The organism is Cryobacterium sp. Hz7, assembly GCF_004402815.1.
GTDB lineage: Bacteria > Actinomycetota > Actinomycetes > Actinomycetales > Microbacteriaceae > Cryobacterium > Cryobacterium sandaracinum.
The window spans coordinates 1-19,429 of sequence record NZ_SOFB01000039.1 but is presented as its reverse complement, the minus strand read 5'-3'; the positions used below and the strand labels follow the sequence as shown (position 1 = coordinate 19,429).

The window sequence follows — 19,429 nt, the reverse complement described above, 5'->3', positions numbered from 1 at the left end:
TGATGCCATCTTTCCGTGATGTGACGTAGACAAGCTCATTCTGGCGGGCACTTCTGACACAAATGTCTCTTATCCAGCAAAAACGGGTCAACACTTCCAGTGGAAGCGAGGCAGAGGGCAGAGGAAACTCATGCGGGCTGGCGGCTGCGGATTAAATGACGATGCACGGCCAGGGATGCTCGAACGGCCGCTTTTCGGCGCTGCGAATTGTCCTGCTCGTGCGATGGAGTGATGAGTGACGAGTGGGTGCGCGCGGTTATGTTCGGAGCGGCGGGTCGAGTTCTGCGCCGTCTGCGGCGCCGGGTAGCACCTTGAGTGGCCAGTTGGCCTTGTAGTTGGAGTGGACATCGCGGTCCCGACGTCGAGTCGTTGAACATACCGGCCCCATGCCCGTTTGGGCAGTCGGGTTGCCTTGCGTTGCCTGCGTGGCACGGTCCGCAAGGAACTTAGACCAACCACTAATGCGTTGCCACTCGCGTTCACGGAGTTCTCCCGCCCGTGAACAGATACGCAATCATGGGTACGCTCGAGCCCGGTGCTACTGGCAGCATCGACTGGGATGATTACGGCAGCTTCCCGATCGAAATCACCGAGGTGGTGCCCGACGGCTCGTTCGGCTTCCGTTGGTCGGGAATCCCCGCAGAAGAGCTCGACGAGTACTCGACGCACGTGCGCTTTACCATCGCCGATGCTGGTACCGGGACGGATGTCACGGTGATCGAATCGGGCTTCGACACACTCCCCGGCGGCACCCGCTACCGTCGCGAACGTTTTGAGCAGAACCGAGAGGGCTGGGACGTCGTACTCGACGAGCTCGCGATTTTACTCGAGGGTGTCACCCAGTAGTTCACGATTACGGGGGAGTCGCTCGACGAGTTGGCCACGTTGCTCGGCCGGTAGAGGATTATTTGACAGAGCGCAGAGGATGTACGCGAAAGTACCAAAAAATTGCCCACTGATTCAGTGGCCTGTGAGTTATAGGAACAGCCCGCCGCAGGGTCGTGCTCAGAACTGGTTGATTCTGGTCTTAGAACAGGTCTTAAAACGAATGGCCTCCGAGATTTCGGAGGCCATTCGTCGTTACCGGGGTGGATTGTCCTCGTGGGGAGGCGTTTCCTGACGAGGATCCCCTGGAGGTAACGAGGGCCCCGGTCAAGTCACGTGAACGCCGACTGAAGCAACCTGCTTCGGCGTCGACTTGGTTCAGGCGCGCGCTACCGTGCGTGAGTGCGGGCGAAGGCGGATGCCGCGGCGACCTGCTCCGGCCCCGGCCGCACCCCGGTGTAGCGCTCGAACTGCTCCGCTGCCTGCAGAGCGATGACCTCGGCCCCCGTGATCACGGTCTTACCTGCCGCGCGCGCGGCCAGGATGAGCGGAGTCTCCGCGGGCAACGCCACCACGTCGAACACGCAGGTCGCGTCGGCGATCACCTCGGCGGAATAGGACAGGTCGTTCGCCTCGGCACCGCCGGTCATGCCGATCGGGGTGACGTTCACGAGCAGCGGTGCGGTGAGGCCGGTCGGCTCGGCCGCCCAGCGGTAGCCGAGCTCGGTGGCGAGAGTCCGGCCTCGGGCCTCGTTCCGGGCGATCAGGGTGCCATGCTCGAACCCGGAATCGCGGAAGGCCGCGGCGACGGCCTTCGCCATTCCGCCGCTGCCGCGGAGCAGGAACGGAGTGGTCGGGTCGAGAGCGCGCGCGCGGATCAGATCGGCGGCGGCGATGTAATCCGTGTTCGAGGCCCGCAGGCAACCGTTGTCGTTGACGATCGTATTGATCGACGCGATGGCGCTCGCCGAGGCATCCAACTCGTCGACCAGGGCGATGACATCTTCCTTGAAGGGCATCGACACGGAGCAGCCACGGATGCCCAACGCACGCACGCCGCCGATCGCGGCGGCAAGATTCGTCGTGGTGAACGCCTTGTAGATGAAATCGAGCCCCAGCTCGGCGTACAGGAAATTGTGGAAACGCGTGCCGAAATTGCTGGGCCGGGCGGCCAGGGAGATGCACAGGCGAGTGTCTTTGTTGAGCAGGGGCTGCAGTGTCATGCGGTCAAGTTTAGGAGCGGAATCGCCAGCGGATGCCCGGGCGGAAGGAGCGGGACCCAGTCAGCCGGCGGTGGACTCCCGCACGATCAGCTCCGGTTGGAACTCGATCTGCTCGTGCACGAAATCGTCGCCGCCGGCGGCTTCGCGCAGCAGCAGGTCGACGGCCGTGTGGCCGATCAGGGCGCTCGGCTGGTGGATCGAGGAGAGCGGCACGATGGCTGCCGCCGCGAAAGCGATGTCGTCGTAGCCGATGAGCGCCACGTCTTCGGGGACCCGCACATCGCCCAGCATGCTCAGGGCCTGCAGCACGCCGATGGCGAGCAGGTCGTTCGCCGCGAACACGGCGTCCGGCCGGTCGACCGGGTCGCGGGCGCGCAACTGCTCGCCCACGAAACGCCCCTGCAGCACCGAGAGGGACTCCGTGCTGATCACCTCGAGCGACACGTTCGGATGCTCCCGCACGGCCTGCCGCGCGCCCTCCAGCCGGTCGGCAACCTGACGGATGCTCTGCGGCCCACCCACGAACGCGATCCGGGTGCGCCCAATCGAGGCCAGGTGCTCCGCGGCGAGGTGCCCGCCGGCCACGTCGTCGACGGCCACGGAGGAGAAGCTGTGGACGGCCGTCTGCCGGTCGACGGGAACGGTGGGGGTGCCGCGGGCGCGCAGCCGCATGAGCCGGTCCCCGACCTCGCCGAGCGGGGAGATCAAGACGCCGTGCACACGCTGCTCTTCGAACAGGTCGAGGTAGGCACTCTCTCGGTCGATGTTCTCGTCGCTGTTGCCGAGGAGCAGGGTGAGGCCCTCTTCGGCGGCCCGGTCCTCGGCGCCGCGCGCGACATCCGTGAAGAATGGGTTGGCGACGTCGAGCACGACGAGCCCGATGCTGCGGCTGCGGCCGGCCCGCAGTCGCCGGGCAGCGTCGTTGCGCACGAAGCCGAGGTCGGAGATTACCGTCTGCACCCGCTCCACGGTTGCCGGGGAAACCTTGCCCGGCCGGTTGAGCACATTGGAGACGGTGCCGACCGACACCCCGGCGCGAGCCGCGACTTCGCGCACACTCACCGTTGCCATCGTCACCCTTTCGCCTTGCGCTTTGCTGCCTCTAGGTGACGTGTAGAGCACCGCGCCGCAGATTGAAACGAATCAATACACGAGACCCATTCGAAGTCTCGGTTGAATCTCATTTAGGGGATTGCACTTTTTCTGCTGTCGACGGACGCCCCAACCTCTCCTTATATTCGCTGAATACACGTTCTCTGAAACGATTCATCCTTGTCGGTGCCGTTGAGCCATTCGGACCGGTCGTCGCCCTCGCAGACGGGAACATCGAAATCCTCCCCGGTGAGATCCATGCCCCGGTCGGCGAGAATGGGCCCGGCAAGTCCACCCTCGCGAAAATCCTGGCCGGGCTCTACCGCCTCGACGCCGGCGAGTTCCAGGTCGACGGGCAGCCGGTGTCGTTCCGCACCGTGGCCGACAGCAAGGCCCCCGGCATCTCCGCGATCTATCAGGAACCCACCCTGTTCCCCGACCTCACAGTGGCCGAGAACATCTTCATTGGGCGCCAGCCGAAAGGCCGACTGGGCCTGATCAGCCGGGCCGCCCTGCGCACGGCCGCCGCGACCTGTTCGACCAGCTCGGCGTGCGCATCGATCCCAACCGAGCGGCCGAGGGACTGTCGATCGCCGACCAGCGGATCAGCGAGATCGCCAAGGCCATCTCCCAGGGCGCCACGGTGCTCGTCACGGATGAGCCGACCGCCGCGCTGTCGGACATCGAGGTGGAGCGCCTGTTCCAGGTTGCCCGCAACCTGCGGGCCCAGGGCGCGAGCATCCTCTTCATCTCGCACCACTTCGACGAGGTGTTCGCCCTCTGCGACCGCATCACCGTGATGCGGGAGGTCGCCCCGGTGGGCGACACCGTGCTCTCCGTGAAGGGGCTCGGCCGCGCCGGCCTCTTCGCAGACGTGACCTTCGCCGTGGACGACCCCGTTTTCTGGCACCCGGGGACATGCCGGCGCGCATCCGTTCCTGCTGCGCCGAGCACGGCTTGCCGGTGCCGGGCACCCCGGTCGAACTCATGCGCAGCATCGTCGAGAGCCTGGCGGCTGCCTATGCCGAGACCGTCCGGGTCGCGAGCGAGCTGTCGGGAAGGAGCATTCGCGCGGTGCATATCGTCGGCGGTGGGTCGCAGAACGACCTTCTCTGCCAGCTCACCGCGAACCGAACGGGGCTGACCGTGCTGGCCGGCCCCGTCGAGGCCACCGCGATCGGGAACGTGCTCGTGCAGGCCCGTGCCCAAGGTCTTGTGACCGGAAGCCTCGACAGCCTGCGCGCCCTGGTCGCCCAGGCCTCCGCCCCACGGCGCTACCGGCCCACGGCCTGACGTGCGCCGGTGCTACCCGCCTCGGGGCGGAGCCGCCCCGACTGGCTGCCGTGCGCCCCCAACGAATTCGACGGAGATTCTGCCAAAATCCGGCCATTCCCACCGAGAACGGGCGGTCTAGAGCAAAATCTCCGTCGAATTCGTTCGGCGTCGGGCTGGACTGTCGCCCTCGGTCCGCGGTCGAGAAGGGGCCAGGGTGGATGGCGCACAGGGGCGCCTACGTCCCGGTGGGGTCCGGGCGGTGATGCGTGATCAGGATCGGGTCGATCGCGCGAGGCGGCCGCTCAGGCCCAGAGGCCGATGCTGAGCTGGAGGCGCGCGTGGCTGCCGAGCACCGCCTGCCCCATCGGGACGATGGGAACCGGCAGCTGCCATTGCCCGTCGCTGGACTTGCCCGGTGCCCAGTCGAGCTGGTTGGGCAGCTCTGCTTGTTCGGCGATTCGAACGGCGAGGGTGCTGTTCCACTCCCAGGTCACGCTTCTGGCCGCGCCCTTGTCGTTCACCTCGACGTCGACGATGAGCGTGTCCTGCCAGTCCGCGATCTGCTCGAGGTGTCCCCCGAAACCGAGGATGCCGCCCGTCTCCTTGAGTGAGATGATCTTGAGGTCGAGGGCGTAGCGGCACTTACGCACGTTCTTCGGCTGCAGGAAGATTGTCATCGACGGGACCGGTGACAGGGGCCCGGCGATGCCCTTCTCCGTGGCGTTCAGATCGATCGGGCAATAATGATCGGCCGTCTGCTCATGAATAAGCGCAGGCACGCCACGGATGGCCAGCCTCGCCTCGCCCTGCCAGATGCGGTCGTTGCGATCGAGCTCCACCCCGTGCGGGGCGACCTCCACCCGCAACCCGCCGAACAGGAAGCGGGAAAGGTTCTGGTACGTTTCCTCGGAGTTGACCAAGCCGTATCGACCCGAGTGGGAGCGATGGATGTAGGCCCGCGCGCCCCCGTAAACGTAAGCGTTGCGGATCGCGACGAGACCATCGCTCTGCACGCCCATGACCGCGGATGACAGCCCGGCGGCCACGGAATAGTCGCGTGAATTCGTGCCGACGATGCTGAGGATGCGGGAGGGAGGGAAGGAGGGAAGGAGCCCACCATGCGCCGGGGGTCCCACCAGACCGTTTTCGGGTCGGTTTCCCGGGCAGGGTCGTGGGTGGCCGACAGCATGTGCTCCTGCATGTGCCGGGGGAGAAGATATCGCTGCCCAGCGGCCCGAACCGGTCCATGAGCCAGCCCCCGATCGGCCCGCCGAGCTCGGGGGAGATTCCTCCATGCGGGGTCCCGATCGTGCAGAGTTTCGACACCGCTTCGGCGGGGTCGGCCAGTTCGCGCTGCAGGACGGTGCGGCAGATCAGCCCGCCCATGGAGTGCGCCACGAGGTAGACGGGTGGTCCGCCGCGAGTCTTGGCATGCACCAGATCGATGAAATCGACGAGACCCCGGGCCGCGCGGCCGATGTCGTACGATTGCGGCTCGACCCCGAATGTGCCCATGCGGCGTCGTGGAACTGGTGGATCCAAACGGAGTCCGGTTCCAGCGTTCCGGGATAGGCATTGATCAGGACGTTCTGCTGTCTGCAAAGCCTCGCACATAAATGACGGGGTAGCGCTCGCTCATCGCGTCTTCATTCGCGCGTCACGTGTCACGACAGGAAGTCTTGGTGGCACGATTGGAGGCGTTCGACAAGCGGATGACGGTCCTGAACCGATTTCCGCGCTTACCCCACGCCGAAACCCGTCGATAAAGAGTTGAGAGGTGCAAGACGATGGACACAGAGCCGCGCGAGACCGCAAACACGACCATTAGCCTACTCCTGCGCCACGTGCGTGAGCGCGGTGGGGAGGGAGCCGTCATCGAGGTGCTCGCCCGGGCGGGCGTACAGCAGGATGCAAAGACTCTCCAGAACACGTCCGCGTGGGTCAGCTACGCCACCCGAATCCGGCTGTTCGAGGCCGCAACCGCGGTGCTCGGTGACCCGAACACCATGTTCACCGTGGGTACCGGTGCGGTCCGCGGTGACGTCCAGCCCGTGCTGGTGCAGCTCCTGAGTGTGTTCGCCTCACCTGGAGCAATTTTTCGTCAGCTGCCACGCATGGTGCCGAAGTTCACCACAACGTCGACGATGGATGCAGTCCGGGTCGGACAGACCAGTGCGACCGTGCGCTACCGCCTCCACGACGGCTATCGTCCGTCCCGACTCGACTGCCAATACGCCCAGGGACTGTTTTCGTCCGTGCCGGCCATTTTCGGACTCGCCCTTGCCCACATCAGCCATCCGCAGTGCCAATCGGACGGCTACCCGGCGTGCGAATACGTGCTGACCTGGTCAACGCGGGTGCGTTGGTGGTCCTGGCGCACGCGGAGTCGCTGGGTCGACGCATCCCTCGGCGTACTGCGCGACAAGGTGCGGGAGGTGCAACTGGCCGCGGCTGACCTCGTTAGCAGCGACGATGTCGACGAGGTGCTCGCCCGAATCGTCGATCGCGCCGCCTCCGCCGTGCTCGCGCCGTCGTACCTCCTCATCGTCGAACCTGCCGGGGGCGGCGCGCCGTTGGTCCGCCACCGAGGGCTTGGCGACGAACGTGGCGCCGATCTCGTGGCACGGATGCTGCGCGGCGAGCAACTGGGCGAGCGCGCGCTGGTCGTCGACATCGCCTCCAATCGCAGGGTCCACGGGCATCTGGCCGCCGTGTTCACGGAGGGACACACCGCGATGCTAGGAGATCGGGCCCTGCTCGAGGCCTACGCCGGACACGCGGCCGCGGCCCTGGACCTGTTCACGGCTCTCGAGGAATCCCGCCGGGAGGGAGTTCGCACGACCGCACTGCTCAACCTCGCCCACCAACTGGCGATCAGCGACAGCGTCGAGGCGATCGCGGAAGTCATCGCGTCGGCACTGGCGGCGATCGTCGGCAGTGACGCGGCATCCGTTCTCCTCTGGAACGCCGACCTTGGTGAGCTTCGCCCTGCCTCAGCCGTCGGTTTCGAGCCTGCCGATCGCGAATTCTTCATGCGTACGACGCTGACTGTGGAGCAGACGCCGGAGCTTCTCGGCGTTCTCAGACGGCAGGAACGCGTTCTGATCACGGCTGACGACGCCAGCCCGGCCCTGGCAGAGCTGCTCCGTGCCATCGGTTCACACAACGTGGTCGCCGTCCCCCTTCTCGCCGGGGATATGTTGATGGGCGTCGCAACGGCCTGCTGGGTTGCCCCCGTCGCGGCCGAGGTCCTGGCGGAGGCCATCACCCTGATCGAAGGTGTCAGCCACCAGGGAGAAACGGCCATGCAAAGGGCCCGGCTGCTCGAGACCGTGAGGCACCAATCCCAGCACGATGCCTTGACAGGCTTGCCCAACCGAGCGCTGTTCGCGCTGCTGCTCGACACCGCCCTGGCAGAGTGCCAGCCTCACAGCCGAACGGCGGTGCTGTTCTGCGACCTCGACAACTTCAAACGCGTCAATGACCGGCTGGGCCATCGCGCCGGGGACGAGCTGCTGCGGCAGGTCGCGGCTCGCCTGCGCGCCGAGGTTCGAACCAATGACACTATCGGCCGCCTCGGCGGCGACGAGTTCGCGGTGCTTGTCACCGATCTCGACGGCGAAGATTCGGCCATCGAGCTGGCCCACCGAGTAGTCGGCTGCTTGAATCCCCCTTTCCACCTGGCCGGCCAGCACGTGCGCATCTCCGCCAGTGTGGGTGTCGCCTCGCACAGTGGACAGGGGGGTCACGGCGAGCAGCTCCTCGACGCGGCCGACGCCGGGATGTACGACGCAAAGAGAACGGGACGGAATCAGATCGCCGTCGCCCGCACCGAGGTGCCGGGCAGTGCATCATCGAACCCGGAATCACCGGGGGACACCGACACGTCACTGCTGGTCGAGCTGGCCCGTGCCGTCGAGGCGAACGAGATGAGGCTCTACTACCAACCTGTCGTGGACATCTCCCGTTTCGGCGAGGAGACGGTGGTGGGCGCGGAAGCCCTCATCCGCTGGGCGCACCCGCGACTGGGCGTTTTGGCCCCGGGCGCCTTCTTGCCGCTGGCGCAGGAACGCGGCCTCATCACCGAGATGGATCTGTGGGTGATCGCGACCGCGTGCCGGGACGTGGTCGAGTGGCCGCAGTTAGGCGCTCGGCCTCTAGGCGTCGCGGTCAACCTCGACGCCGCCACCCTTCTGGACTGCCGACTCGTGTCGACGGTTCGCACGGCTCTCAACCGCAACGACCTCGCACCGGAGCGACTGACCCTCGAGGTGGTGGAGAGCAGATCACTGGTCGACCTCCCCGGCATCGTCGAGCGCCTCGTGGAACTGCGCCGCCTGGGCATCCGCATTTCCCTTGACGATTTCGGCACCGGCTTCTCGACCCTGGCCTGGCTCAACACCCTTCCCGTCGACCAGATCAAGATCGACCGCAGCTTCATTCAGGACCTTCCCAACGCCTCCTCCGTCTCCCTCGTGCAGGGAATCCTGGCGCTGGCGTCGAAGCTCGACGTGGAGGTGATCGCCGAGGGGGTGGAGACCACGGAACAGCTCGACAGTCTCCGCACCAGCGGCGCCGTGCTTGCCCAGGGCTACCTTTTGGGCCGCCCGAGCGCGACCTGGGACCCGATGGCTGGAAGCGCAGTTGCGGCGGCCCGACGAGGGGCATAGCGCACGAGTCCGGGCGTGCTCGCCTTAGACTGCGGCCTGGTTGCCGTCGGCCGGCAGGACGGCCAACTGGTTCATCCGTTCGGGGACACATCGCTCGCGATGACCCGGGCACCCTCGCTGGCGAAACGGATGGCCGGGGCCCGGCCGATCCCGGACCCCGCACCGGTCACGATGGCAGTCTGGCCCTGCAAACGGTTCGGGGCGAATGCGGGTGCCATGGAATCCGAACGAGCTGGCGCTGATCGCCTTGCGGCTCTTCCGGAAGCGCGAATTCGATGCCTGCAGCGGGGCGGACGTCGCATCCGCCGCCAGGGCCAGCCGGCGCACCCTGTTGCGTCACGTCACGTCACGTCACGTCACGTCTAGGTCCGATGGCGGCACACGCCTTGTCGGCGGCGGCTGATGCGGCCCCGTTCTGGTGGGTCGAATTCAGCGTTGGAGAACAGCAGGCGCTCGTCGGCCAGGTGATCGATCGGATCGGCCGTGCTCTGGGCGACTGAATGCAGTTGGCAGGCTCAGGCCAGCATGCTGCGCAGCATCCACGCCGTCTTCTCGTGCACGTCGAGGCGACGCACGAGCAGATCGGTGGAGACCTGGTCGGGCGCACCCTCGGCGAGGGGCAGCACCTCCCGGATGGTGCGGGCCGTGGCCTCATGGGCGGCGACCAGGCGACGGAGCATCTCCGGGGCATCCGGCAGGTCGGTGTCCTCGCGCACGACGGCGAGCTCGGTGAACTCACGGTAGGTGCCCGGCGCCGGGGTGCCCAGTGCACGGATGCGCTCGGCGATGTCGTCGACGGCCAGGGCCAGCTCGGTGTACTCGTCCATGAACATGGTGTGCAGAGAGTGGAACATGGGGCCAACGACGTTCCAGTGGTAGCTGTGAGTCTTGAGGTACAGGGTGTACGAGTCCGCCAGCACCCGGGACAGGCCGTGAACGATCTTCTCGAGCTGCTGATCCGGGATACCGATGTCGATTATCTGACTCACTGGTGACTCCTTAGGTCGTGTGGGTATTCACGCTACACACCCGGGGTGTGACGCCGCCGTGAGGACCGGTGGCCAACCGGAGTGACCGCGAACCCGGTCAGTCGATCCGGGCCACGGTGACCGCGATCTCGGTCACGACCGGGTTACCGTTCTGGTCGAGCTGATCTGTGATCGCATCGTGCACGCGGCGGCTCACGTCGGGGGCCGCGAAGGGTGCGGCGACGCCGATCTTGACCGCGATCTTCAGGCCGCCCTCCCTCTCGGAGACGGAGACGGAGACGGAGCTGGTCGACCGCGGCTTGCCGGTCACGGCTTCGACGGTGGTTGCGATCACCGAGGCGACCACGGTTGCCACGAGCGGGGCTGCCGAATACAGCGCATCCACGCCGGGGACTGCCAGCACCGCCCCCTCGAGTTGAGCGGTCAGCTGGGCCGGCGTCCCGGGGTCGGGCGGCGGCGCTCCAGGTGCAAGGGCGTCACTCATCGCTGCTCGCTTTCGCTTTCGCCGGCGGGGGTACGGGTTGGTACAGGTCGCGGATGGTGATGTCGACGGCCTCGACGGCGAGTTCCGTGTGCTGGCTAAGTGCGGTGTAAAGAGCCTCCCGGAGCTGCTCGGCGAGCGGTGGAATGTTCTTGCCCTCCAGAACCGTGGCATCCACGCGCACGGTGACGGGTGCGCCGGGTTCGCTGACCTCGCCGTCGAGGCGGCACCGGCCGACGATGATGTTCGGCACGCCGTCACCGGCGGCACGCAGAATGCCGCGCACCGCACCTTCGGTCACGCTCAGGCGAGCGGTGGGGGAGGGGTGGCTGATCGGGATGTCCCGGCCCGCGCGCGCCTCCAGATTGATGTGCTGCAGAATCGAGTTGACCCAGCTGTCCTCGCGCTCGGATTCGCGCTCCACGTCTTCCCGGAGCAGGGCGCGCTGCGTGCGCCGGAGCCGCTGCATGCCGCGCAGGGCGATCTCGCACTCGGGGAAGCCGTCGATGCTCGGGTCTGCGGGGGTGCGGTCCCGGTCGAGGTAGTCGCTCAGTTCTTCGAAGGTGTGGCCCGCGAGCTCATCGGAGGGGTTCATCATCGCCATTCCTCCATCTCTTGGAGCAGAGTCTTCCGAGCTCGGGCGAGAAGCCCACGAACCGTTGAAACGGGAAGTTCCAGTTCCTCCGCGATCTCGCCGTAGCTGCATTCCGCGAGTTCTCGCAGCATCCAGCAACGGCGCTGGTCCTCCGGCAGATCGCCGAGGACACGCGTCAGAGCTTCGGTTTGAGACTCCACCTCCGCCAGTCTATGGGGGGAGTGGCTTTCCGGTGCCGGGGCGTCGGTGAGATCGACGTTGAGGTGCGGACGCCGGGCACGCAACCGGTCGACGCTTTTCCGGCTCACGATCCGCATCAACCAGCTTCTGACGGCGGCGCCGTTGTCGAGGGTGGGCAGCTGCTGCCAGGCGGTGATGAAGGACTCCTGAACGACGTCGTCCATCTCGTCATTTGATCCCAGGACCCGGCTGGCATACACCCGCATCAGCGGGCCGTAGCGACGCACGAGCGCCTCGAACGCCCGAATGTCCCCGTCGGCGGCGCGGTCGGCCAGGGTCTGGTCGGTGAATGACTCAAACGGAGATGCGAGCGGTGCCCGGATTGGGGTCGTTGGCATCATTTCTCCACCCTCTCACCCGCCGTGTCCAAAAATTATTTGACAAATCCGTGTGACAAATATGCCACAACACACGTCGTATTACTGACAGCCTTTGTCAGCCGCAGAACGGAAGGATTCCCGATGTTCCACTCACCCGCCGTCGACGACAGCATATCCGCCGGTGCCGTCATGCCCACGTTCGATTCGTTGCTCGTCGGTCCGGCCGATGATGATGATGACGCCGGGGACTCGACGGCTGCGACCGCATACGTCTGGGGCACGCGCGCCTGGCTGCCACCGACGCAACACCACTGGAAAGGGAAGACGCTATGAGTGCATCCGACAAGATCGAAAACGCCGCCCAGGACCTCAAGGGCAAGGCCACTGAGGCCGTGGGCAAGGCCACCAAGGATGATTCCAAGGTTGCCGACGGCAAGGCGGAGCAGTCTTCGGCGAGTGTGAAGAAGGCCGGCGAAAACGTCAAGGACGCTTTCAAGCACTAAGTTCTTCACGCATGGAGCGTCAGATCCAGTCGTTGCGCTTGAACAGCACGTAGAGCAGTGCCGAGAGCCCCACGATCAGCGCGGCCGAGCTGTAATAGCCCAACGGCTGGGCGAAGCCGGGGTAGGGCACGTTCTGCCCGTAGAAGCCCGTGATGGCTGTGGGCACGGCGATGATGGCCGCGTAACCAGTCACCTTCTTCGTGATCACGTTGAGCCGGTTGCCTTGAATCGCCAGATTCGCCTCAAGGATGGCGGTGGCCTGGTCACGCAGGCTCTCCGTCCATTCCATGACGCGAAGCACATGGTCGTATACGTCCTGGAAATAGGGACCCATTTCGTCCCGCAGCAGGTGCAGATCGCGCCGCAGCAGCGTGTTCACGACCTCGCGCATAGGAAGGATGACCCGGCGTATCGTCACGAGACTCTTGCGCAGTTCGAAGGAGGCCCGCTGCACCGCTTCCTGCTTGGTACCAGGCAGGAAGAGTTGGTCCTCGAGTTCTTCGACTTGTTCGTCCAGTGCTTCAACGGCGTCGAAATAGCCGTCGACGAGGTGGTCGAGCAGCCCGTGCAGGAGGAAGGCCACTCCGTTCCGGGCCAGATCGGAGGCCGAATCCCAGCGGGCCACGACGGCCTCCAGGTCGAAGCCTTCAGTGTGCACGGTCACCAAGGCCCGGTCGGTGATGAACACCGCGATCTCGTGCGTGGTGACCTGAGCGGTCGCCACGCCGAATTCGGCCGAGTACGCGGACAGGAACAGGTGGTCGGGGTAGCGGTCGAGCTTGGGCCTCTGCCGCAGCGTCAGGGCGTCTTCGACCGCCAGCTCGTGCAGGCCCAGTTCGCCCGCGAGGCTGACGAGATCCTCTTCGCCGGGATCGGCGAGGTCCACCCAGACGACGGCGCCGGACAGGGCGAGGTGCTCAGACACCTCGGCGAGCGGGAAATCCTCGTCGACGAGAGAGCCGTCGCGGTAGCAGCGGGTACGGGGTGTGGGCACACTCCAGTCAAGCCCGATCTCGACCGATCGAATAGGTCAGCGCGCGGGGGGCTCCCAGGCGGCGACGGATGTGACGGTGTCGAGCACTTGCGTGCGTCCGGCATCCGTCAGCTCGATGCGGAGGCTCGGTGAGTCCAGCGTCATGGCCACGGTGAGTCGCGCGACGGCGTCCGTACCGGTCCAGAGGAGTTCGAGTCGGTCGTCGCCGATGGCCGTCCAGGAGAAGTCGCCGTCGAAGGCCGGGTGCGTGCTGCGGATGCGGGTCAGGCCGAGCTGGGCCCGGGTCACGTCGGTCGCGAGGGCACGTTCGACCTCCTCCGCCGTGTAAACGTGGCGGTTGACGTCGCGGCCATTGCCGGTGCGCTCGAAGAGTTCGGTGTCGTCGAGGCCGCCGAGCAGTCCCACGTAGTACACCTGCGGTCGGCCGGGCAGGAAGTGCTGCACGGCGCGGGCCAGAAGATAGGGCACTTCCTCGCCGCCGAGGACGCTGTAGAACGTCGCGTTGATCTGGTGCGGCAGCGTGAACCACTCGGGCACGACGGATGCGATGGAGGAGTGGCCGTGTGTGGCACGCTCCGCCCGCGCGAAGATGTCGATCATCTCGGCCTGGGTCAGCAGGCCCGGCTTGTCGCCGATCGGGCCCGCGTCGATGACGCCGATACCGTCGTGAGTGTCGAGCACGGTGATGGCGTTCGTGGGGCGGATCTTGAGCCAGTCCGCGAGGCGGTCAACGGTTCCGGTGCCGAGCGAATGTAGAAGCAGAGGTGCCAGCGCGAAGTCGTAGACGCGGTCGACCAGCGGGGCGATCGCGAGCTGCTGGCTGTAGTGCGCGTGTACCTCGACCAGCACCTCGAGGCTCTCCTCGTGGGCCATGGCCACGACCGTGCGGGCGAACTCGAGGGTCTGCTCGGTCATGAAGCTGTCGGTTCCGGGGGTCTTCACGGCGTAGCCGACGGCGTCGAGCCGCACCGTTGTGACGCCGCCGGCGGCCAGCGTCTGCAACACCCGACGCAGATAGGCGAGGGCCGCGGGGTGGTTCACGTCCAGGTCGACCTGGGTGGGCATGAAGGTCGTCCAGACGAGGTGACGGCTGCCGTCGGCGCCCTGGTAGGCGGTGAAGGGGAGTCCGGGTCGCGGCCGGTAGAACGCCGTGATGTCCTTCTCGGTGCCGCCGTTCGGGAACACGGTGTCGAAGGTGAGGAACATGCCCTCGGAGGTGGAGGCGGTGCCACGGGCCAGCCAGTCGATGAACTCGACCGACGAGGAGGAGACGTGGTTGACGATGAGGTCCGCGGTGAGCCCGCGCGTGCCGGCGAGGCTGCGCATGTCGTCCCAGGTGCCCAGTCGGGCATCGACCGCGGTGTGGTCGATCGGGTCGAAGCCGGCATCCGCGCCGTCGAAGGGAACGTAGAACGGCAGCACGTGCACGCTGCCGAAGGCCCTCAGAGGGCCGTCGAGCAGCGTCTGCAGATTGTGGATGGTGCCGCCCAGGCGGTCGGCGTAGACGAGCAGCTCGATTGTGGTCATGTTCAACTCCGGTTCGACTCGGCGCGGCAGCGAACAGCACCGATTCAGAAGTTACGGCACCCGGTGGGCCAGGGCAATTCCGGCTGTCCTTCAGGCTGTCCTTCCGGCGGCTCCCCCTCGGTGGTCGAGCGTGCGAGACCCTGGAGTCCCAACCCGGCCAGGGACCCCGTGACGTTGGTCGAACCGGTCGAGCCTAGGGCCCAGTACCCCCTTACTCGTCGTCCCGGGTTGCGTTTTTCCGTTCGATGGTGGCCGTCATGCGGGTGCGGGTGCGGGTGTCGGTGCGGCTGTCGGTGTCGATGTCGGTGTCGGTGTGGGTGTGGGTGCGGGATTTGGTCGTGTTTCGCCCTGTGTGGGGCCCGGTTTCGAGCCGGGGTGGTGCCATGGTCTGTGCGGCTCCGCGCAGCATGCGGATGGCCCGTCGCTCCGCGCGGGTAAAGCACGCTCCGGTGCGCCCCGGGCGATGATGCGTCCGCCATCGTTGATCACGGCCTTCTGTTGGCCGCCGTTGCTGATCAGATCTCTGACGGCGAGCGCGTCGGGCCTGGACCGGTCGGCGACCTCGGTCGCTGCCGCCACCCGAACCGCGTCCACCCGTCTCCCGTGGACCCCGACCGCCGCGGTCACCTGCAGCAGGTCGTCGTCGTCGTCGAAGCCGCGCACCGCCGAACACCGCCGAACACCGCAGAGACTCCCCACGCCCCACCGCGAGGGCCTGCCACTCAGCGACCGCCCGGGCCGCCGCGGACGGGCCGGGCACGGCAACCGCTTCGAAGCTTTCCCAGAGGTTGATCACAAACAAAAGGTTGCCAAAATTAGAACAAAGAAATGAGGGTCTTTCCTATTGTGGATAAGTGCTATTCGAAATCTATGTTCAATTTGACCGTTACGCCTCGATGAGCGAATCCTGACGGCTGCGGGCGATGATGGATCACGAATTGGGGGTTTCGGGGCGGTTGTTCCTGGTGCCGACGTAGACGAGCAGTGGACCGCTACGCGGGATCACCGTGCGTGCCGAACGCAGTGTGCCCGAACGCCCTGCTCCGAGTCCGAGGCCGTGCGGCAACGCCGCTGAACGAATTCGGCGGAGATTTGGGCCAAAATGGCCCTAGACACTGCTGAACAGCTGTTTTTCAGGAAAATCTCCGTCGAATTGGTTCGACAGCTGACCCGGCGCTCCGCCTGTGCCGACAGGCATCCCCGGGGTGTGGTCAGCTCTGGCCCCTCCGGGAGCTACGCAACCGATCGATCAGGACCCTCTCGTGTGGTGCCGCGGAGCGTCCTGGTCGGCAAGATTCGTCCAGTGCTTCTCGGAGCCGCACTCGTCGCACAGGAACCAGATCTCTTCATCCGCCAGGGTGTCGGTTGCCACGGCTCGGGTTCGCATGAGTCCGGCGCAAGCGGCCTGCTGGCACTGGGGATTGAAGTCCATGTATGGAGCGCTCTCTCTCGGCGCGGCAGTTTGCCGTCTGTGTTGACCGTGCGGGTGACGTTACTCCGATTCGGCGTGTGCGACCAGAGCTGAGGTGGCGGAGCCACTTTTGCGGGTGCTATGCGCCGAGGCGTCGTGCCTTGAAGCCGAACACCATCGCCTCAATGCTTGGAGCGTGCAGCACAAGAACGGCTCGGGAGGCCGGCCAATGCTGCTGCCCCCAGCGGGACCGGCTCCTGGCCGTCGCGCTCGTAACCCGGCAGCTCAGCAGGGCATCACCCAGGAGTGCGGCGTCGACAAGAAACACCGGCAGGAAGGCCACGGAAATCCAGGAGGTCGTGAGGGCGCGGCGCCCCGCGCGGCGCCTGCTCTGCCTGGGTGCCGGCGCTCGTTCCTGCAGCGGCCAGGGTCACTCCTGCGCCGCCGTCAGCTTGCCCGTCCGTGCCGCACCGGGCAAGCGGGGGTGGCCTGTCAGGGCATCCGTTTGTGCGCATTCCATGATAATTTCACCTGACCATGTCAGACCTGCCTGCCGAATCCTCCCGGCCTGCCGAGCCGCTCGGGCCGCAGAGACCTCTCTCGCGGGTCGAGGTTGCCGACATCGCGGTTCGCCTGTTCCAGGAGCACGGCTATGAGGCCACGAGCACCGTGGACATCGCCGAGGCGGCCGGGGTCTCGCGCAGCACCTTCTTCCGGCAGTTCCGGTCCAAGGACGACGTGATCTTCGCCGACCACGACGAGCTGGTCGCCCGCATCGACGAGCACTTCGCTGCGACGCATTCGGATCCCTGGCTGGCCGTGTGTGAGGCCGCCGCCATGGTCTTCGAGCGGTTCCGCGAGCGACTGGAGATCGTGCGCATCCGGGACCGGGTCCTGCGAGAGACCCCCGTGCTGCGGGACCGGGAAACCATTATGGCGATCCGGTATGAACGGATGTTCGCCAGCTACCTGCGCAGCACCGTGCCGGGTGTGCCGCCCCTGACTGCCATCCGCTTCGCGGCCGCCGTGACGGCCACCCACAACTTCGTGCTGCGGCGCTTGATCCGGGCGACGGACAACGTCGGCCCGTATTCGCTGGCCGCCGAACTCACCGAGGTGCGACGGCTTTTCCACCTGGATGCCGCGGCGCAAGGTCCCGAGGCGCGACCCGCGGGCGACGTGGTCGTCGCCGTCTTCCCGGCCGCCACGGATCCCACCGAACTGGCTCGCGCCATCGAGGAGCGGCTGCGCGCCCAGACGCGCTCCCGCTGAGACTCAGTATCACTTGACCTGAGACTGAGTGTCAGATAGAACTTGTACTTGGGTATTTTCTGACCGGCGCACGAGGGCATTCATTCCCTGGTGCCGGACGACATCAGCCGATCAGGCCTGCCCGACTTCGCTGTCCTCCACGAAAGGGAAACCGTGCCCGACTACGACGTATCCACGCCCCTCGACACCGACTTCTACGGCGTATTCGCCGACGTGCCTCAAACTGACCGGGCCTTCTGGGACCGCGCCCGCAGTTTTGCCACCGAGTCGCTGGACGAGTTGACGACTGCGTGGGACAAAGCCGAGTACCCGCTGCACCTTGCCCGTAGACTCGGCGAGCTCGACCTTCTCACCGACGGTGTCGTCGGCCCCGGACTGAGTCCCATGTCGCCGCTCGCGGCCGGGCTCGTCAACATGGAGATCTCCCGCGGCGATGGCTCGATGGGTACCGTGGTCGCCGTGCAGGGCGGGCTGGCCCTGCGCAGTATCGCCCTGTTCGGCAGCCCGGAGCAGCAGGAACGCTGGCTGGTGCCGCTGGCCCGCGCCGAGAAACTCGGCGCCTTCGCCCTGACCGAACCGGACCACGGCTCCGACTCGGTCGGCCTGGAGACCACCGCACAGCGCGACGGCGACGAATGGGTGCTCAACGGCGAGAAGAAGTGGATCGGAAACGGCTCGGTCGGCGACGTGACGGTGGTCTGGGCTCGCGACGACGACGGCAATGTGCGCGGCTTCCTGGTGGAACAGGACACCCCCGGGTATCACGGAGAGACGATCACCGGGAAGGGGTCCCTGCGCGCCATCCACCAGGCTCGGATCACCCTCACGGATGTGCGGATCCCGCTGGACGCCGTGCTGCCGGGCACCCACACGTTCAAGGACGCCTCCACGGTGCTCTTCGCGACCCGGCTCGGAGTGGCCTGGTCGGCCCTCGGCCACGCCACGGCGGTGTTCGAGGCGGCTCTGAACTACTCGACCCAGCGCATCCAGTTCGGTAAGCCGCTCGCCGGTTTCCAGCTCGTGCAGGAGCGCCTGACCATGATGCTGTCCCGGCTCACGTCGATGCAGCTGCACTGCTTGCGTCTGGCTGAGCTCGACGGCGCCGGAACGCTGCGCCCGATCCAGGCGTCGCTGGCGAAGTATCACAACACCAGGGCGGCGCGGGAGATTGCGTCGATGGCCCGTGACATGCTCGGTGGCAACGGCATCCTGCTCGAAAACCACGTCATCCAGCACCTCGCCGACATCGAGTCGCTGCACACCTACGAGGGCACCGAAAGCGTGCAGTCGCTCCTGATCGGGCGGGACCTCACCGGGATCAGCGCCTTCCGCTGACCCGATTGCTCGTCTTAGGACTCGGTCGACCTGTGGTCGACGGATGTCGCCGCTCGCGGGCCGGGCGGGTTTCGGTCAGGTGGATGAAATGACCAAAACTCGACATTGTGGAGACATTCGGCGTCTGCCAACGTACGCTATGGCGCAATCACTCAGCCCGGCCGCACCAGAACGTGCCAGAGAACACGGGCAGCACTGCGCGCAACCGTCGTGGGAAACTCGGCCTGTGCGCCTGAACCAGGAACGCAGATCGATGACCGACAAACACCTCACCGACGATCAGCTGTTGCTCGAAACGGATTACACCAGCTACGCCAGCTCGTGCCGCGACCCGCACATCACCCCGACGAACGACCTCGTGGAATGCCGACGGCAGAGCGGCCATGACGACACGCACGCCACCAGGTCTGGCCTGCGCGCCATCCGCTGGGCAGTGCCGGAGCCACACGCGGCCTAGCCGAGCACGCCTGACCCCGGCCCGCCCTGTCACACGCCCGTGCCCCGAACGAATTCGACGGAGATTATTCCCGAATCAATGCCAGAAACTCCGAAAAGGTCGTTTCAGAGCAGAATCTCGGCTCTCCTGCTTCATCTGTGGGTGTTTCGGAGCGCCTTAACGGCCGCACGCCGCTTCCTGTCTAGGTTTCTGACTGTCTAGGAACAGAAACTCAAGGGGC

At 66.1% G+C, this 19,429-nt stretch carries 22 protein-coding genes and 1 pseudogene; 10 read left to right on the top strand and 13 right to left on the bottom strand.

Annotated features, from left to right (window positions below):
- Positions 1-498 precede the first annotated feature (498 nt).
- Entirely contained in the window at positions 499-846 is a 348-nt protein-coding gene (locus E3N86_RS08635) for an SRPBCC domain-containing protein (RefSeq protein WP_134415652.1), read from the top strand.
- A gap of 368 nt (positions 847-1,214) precedes the next feature.
- Here E3N86_RS08635 and E3N86_RS08630 read toward each other — a convergent pair whose 3' ends face one another.
- Complete coding sequence (locus E3N86_RS08630) at positions 1,215-2,048, bottom strand: shikimate 5-dehydrogenase (protein ID WP_134511768.1); 834 nt, start codon at positions 2,046-2,048, stop codon at positions 1,215-1,217.
- Positions 2,049-2,108: 60 nt separating this feature from the next.
- Entirely contained in the window at positions 2,109-3,119 is a 1,011-nt protein-coding gene (locus E3N86_RS08625; protein ID WP_134511781.1) for a LacI family DNA-binding transcriptional regulator, read from the bottom strand.
- A 35-nt stretch (positions 3,120-3,154) separates the two neighbouring features.
- Here E3N86_RS08625 and E3N86_RS08620 point away from each other — a divergent pair, with 35 nt between their 5' ends.
- Both E3N86_RS08620 and E3N86_RS17365 read left to right on the top strand, forming a co-directional pair.
- Positions 3,155-3,940 carry an ATP-binding cassette domain-containing protein gene (locus E3N86_RS08620; protein WP_370295384.1) on the top strand — a complete coding sequence of 262 codons (786 nt, stop codon included), beginning with the start codon at positions 3,155-3,157 and terminating at the stop codon, positions 3,938-3,940.
- 118 nt (positions 3,941-4,058) lie between these two features.
- Entirely contained in the window at positions 4,059-4,433 is a 375-nt protein-coding gene (locus tag E3N86_RS17365; RefSeq protein WP_134511767.1) for an FGGY-family carbohydrate kinase, read from the top strand.
- Between the two features lie 284 nt (positions 4,434-4,717).
- Here E3N86_RS17365 and E3N86_RS08610 read toward each other — a convergent pair whose 3' ends face one another.
- On the bottom strand, positions 4,718-5,551 hold the full coding sequence (locus tag E3N86_RS08610; protein ID WP_134511766.1) for a hypothetical protein: 834 nt from the start codon (positions 5,549-5,551) through the stop codon (positions 4,718-4,720).
- A 651-nt stretch (positions 5,552-6,202) separates the two neighbouring features.
- On the opposite strand from E3N86_RS08610, the gene E3N86_RS08605 reads away from it, so the two are divergent.
- Entirely contained in the window at positions 6,203-9,085 is a 2,883-nt protein-coding gene (locus tag E3N86_RS08605; RefSeq protein WP_134511765.1) for a bifunctional diguanylate cyclase/phosphodiesterase, read from the top strand.
- An 83-nt stretch (positions 9,086-9,168) separates the two neighbouring features.
- On the opposite strand, the pseudogene E3N86_RS08600 reads toward E3N86_RS08605, so the two are convergent.
- Positions 9,169-9,303: pseudogene (locus E3N86_RS08600) on the bottom strand (SDR family NAD(P)-dependent oxidoreductase); the annotation flags it as partial.
- A gap of 153 nt (positions 9,304-9,456) precedes the next feature.
- Here E3N86_RS08600 and E3N86_RS17630 point away from each other — a divergent pair.
- Positions 9,457-9,585: a hypothetical protein gene (locus E3N86_RS17630; RefSeq protein ID WP_255453057.1), complete on the top strand. Its 129-nt coding sequence runs from the start codon at positions 9,457-9,459 to the stop codon at positions 9,583-9,585.
- A 15-nt stretch (positions 9,586-9,600) separates the two neighbouring features.
- Here E3N86_RS17630 and E3N86_RS08595 read toward each other — a convergent pair whose 3' ends face one another.
- The 4 genes from E3N86_RS08595 to E3N86_RS08580 all read right to left on the bottom strand — a co-directional run bounded on the left by E3N86_RS08595 (position 9,601) and on the right by E3N86_RS08580 (position 11,728).
- Positions 9,601-10,074, bottom strand: coding sequence for a Dps family protein (locus E3N86_RS08595; protein WP_104102258.1), 474 nt, complete (start codon positions 10,072-10,074; stop codon positions 9,601-9,603).
- Positions 10,075-10,171: 97 nt separating this feature from the next.
- Entirely contained in the window at positions 10,172-10,558 is a 387-nt protein-coding gene (locus E3N86_RS08590; protein ID WP_134511763.1) for a hypothetical protein, read from the bottom strand.
- Positions 10,551-11,153, bottom strand: coding sequence for an Asp23/Gls24 family envelope stress response protein (locus E3N86_RS08585; protein WP_134511762.1), 603 nt, complete (start codon positions 11,151-11,153; stop codon positions 10,551-10,553). The genes E3N86_RS08590 and E3N86_RS08585 overlap by 8 nt, the downstream gene beginning before the upstream one ends.
- The gene (locus tag E3N86_RS08580) at positions 11,150-11,728 is read right to left on the bottom strand and encodes an RNA polymerase sigma factor (RefSeq protein ID WP_104102253.1); all 579 of its coding nucleotides are present in this window, start codon (positions 11,726-11,728) and stop codon (positions 11,150-11,152) included. Before E3N86_RS08580 ends, E3N86_RS08585 begins: the two co-directional genes overlap by 4 nt.
- A gap of 123 nt (positions 11,729-11,851) precedes the next feature.
- On the opposite strand from E3N86_RS08580, the gene E3N86_RS08575 reads away from it, so the two are divergent.
- Both E3N86_RS08575 and E3N86_RS08570 read left to right on the top strand, forming a co-directional pair.
- Positions 11,852-12,043 carry a hypothetical protein gene (locus tag E3N86_RS08575; protein WP_134343431.1) on the top strand — a complete coding sequence of 64 codons (192 nt, stop codon included), beginning with the start codon at positions 11,852-11,854 and terminating at the stop codon, positions 12,041-12,043.
- Positions 12,040-12,213: a CsbD family protein gene (locus E3N86_RS08570; protein WP_104195005.1), complete on the top strand. Its 174-nt coding sequence runs from the start codon at positions 12,040-12,042 to the stop codon at positions 12,211-12,213. Before E3N86_RS08575 ends, E3N86_RS08570 begins: the two co-directional genes overlap by 4 nt.
- Positions 12,214-12,232: 19 nt before the next feature.
- Here E3N86_RS08570 and E3N86_RS08565 read toward each other — a convergent pair whose 3' ends face one another.
- From E3N86_RS08565 to E3N86_RS08545, 5 genes are all read right to left on the bottom strand, one after another.
- Positions 12,233-13,207, bottom strand: a complete 975-nt coding sequence (locus E3N86_RS08565; RefSeq protein WP_134343430.1) for a magnesium transporter CorA family protein — start codon at positions 13,205-13,207, stop codon at positions 12,233-12,235.
- Positions 13,208-13,243: 36 nt separating this feature from the next.
- Complete coding sequence (gene gtfA / locus E3N86_RS08560) at positions 13,244-14,734, bottom strand: sucrose phosphorylase (RefSeq protein WP_134511761.1); 1,491 nt, start codon at positions 14,732-14,734, stop codon at positions 13,244-13,246.
- A gap of 211 nt (positions 14,735-14,945) precedes the next feature.
- Entirely contained in the window at positions 14,946-15,119 is a 174-nt protein-coding gene (locus E3N86_RS16820; RefSeq protein WP_166785056.1) for a hypothetical protein, read from the bottom strand.
- An 864-nt stretch (positions 15,120-15,983) separates the two neighbouring features.
- Complete coding sequence (locus tag E3N86_RS08550; protein ID WP_104101019.1) at positions 15,984-16,166, bottom strand: hypothetical protein; 183 nt, start codon at positions 16,164-16,166, stop codon at positions 15,984-15,986.
- Between the two features lie 118 nt (positions 16,167-16,284).
- Entirely contained in the window at positions 16,285-16,488 is a 204-nt protein-coding gene (locus tag E3N86_RS08545) for a hypothetical protein (protein ID WP_104101018.1), read from the bottom strand.
- A 194-nt stretch (positions 16,489-16,682) separates the two neighbouring features.
- Here E3N86_RS08545 and E3N86_RS08540 point away from each other — a divergent pair, with 194 nt between their 5' ends.
- The 3 genes from E3N86_RS08540 (at position 16,683) to E3N86_RS08530 (ending at position 19,209) form a co-directional block, all read left to right on the top strand.
- Positions 16,683-17,417 (top strand): TetR/AcrR family transcriptional regulator, encoded by a 735-nt coding sequence (locus E3N86_RS08540; RefSeq protein WP_134401529.1) that lies wholly within the window; start codon positions 16,683-16,685, stop codon positions 17,415-17,417.
- 153 nt (positions 17,418-17,570) lie between these two features.
- Positions 17,571-18,752, top strand: coding sequence for an acyl-CoA dehydrogenase family protein (locus E3N86_RS08535; RefSeq protein WP_166785055.1), 1,182 nt, complete (start codon positions 17,571-17,573; stop codon positions 18,750-18,752).
- Positions 18,753-19,005: 253 nt separating this feature from the next.
- The gene (locus E3N86_RS08530) at positions 19,006-19,209 is read left to right on the top strand and encodes a hypothetical protein (protein WP_104171714.1); all 204 of its coding nucleotides are present in this window, start codon (positions 19,006-19,008) and stop codon (positions 19,207-19,209) included.
- The last annotated feature ends 220 nt before the right edge of the window (positions 19,210-19,429 follow it).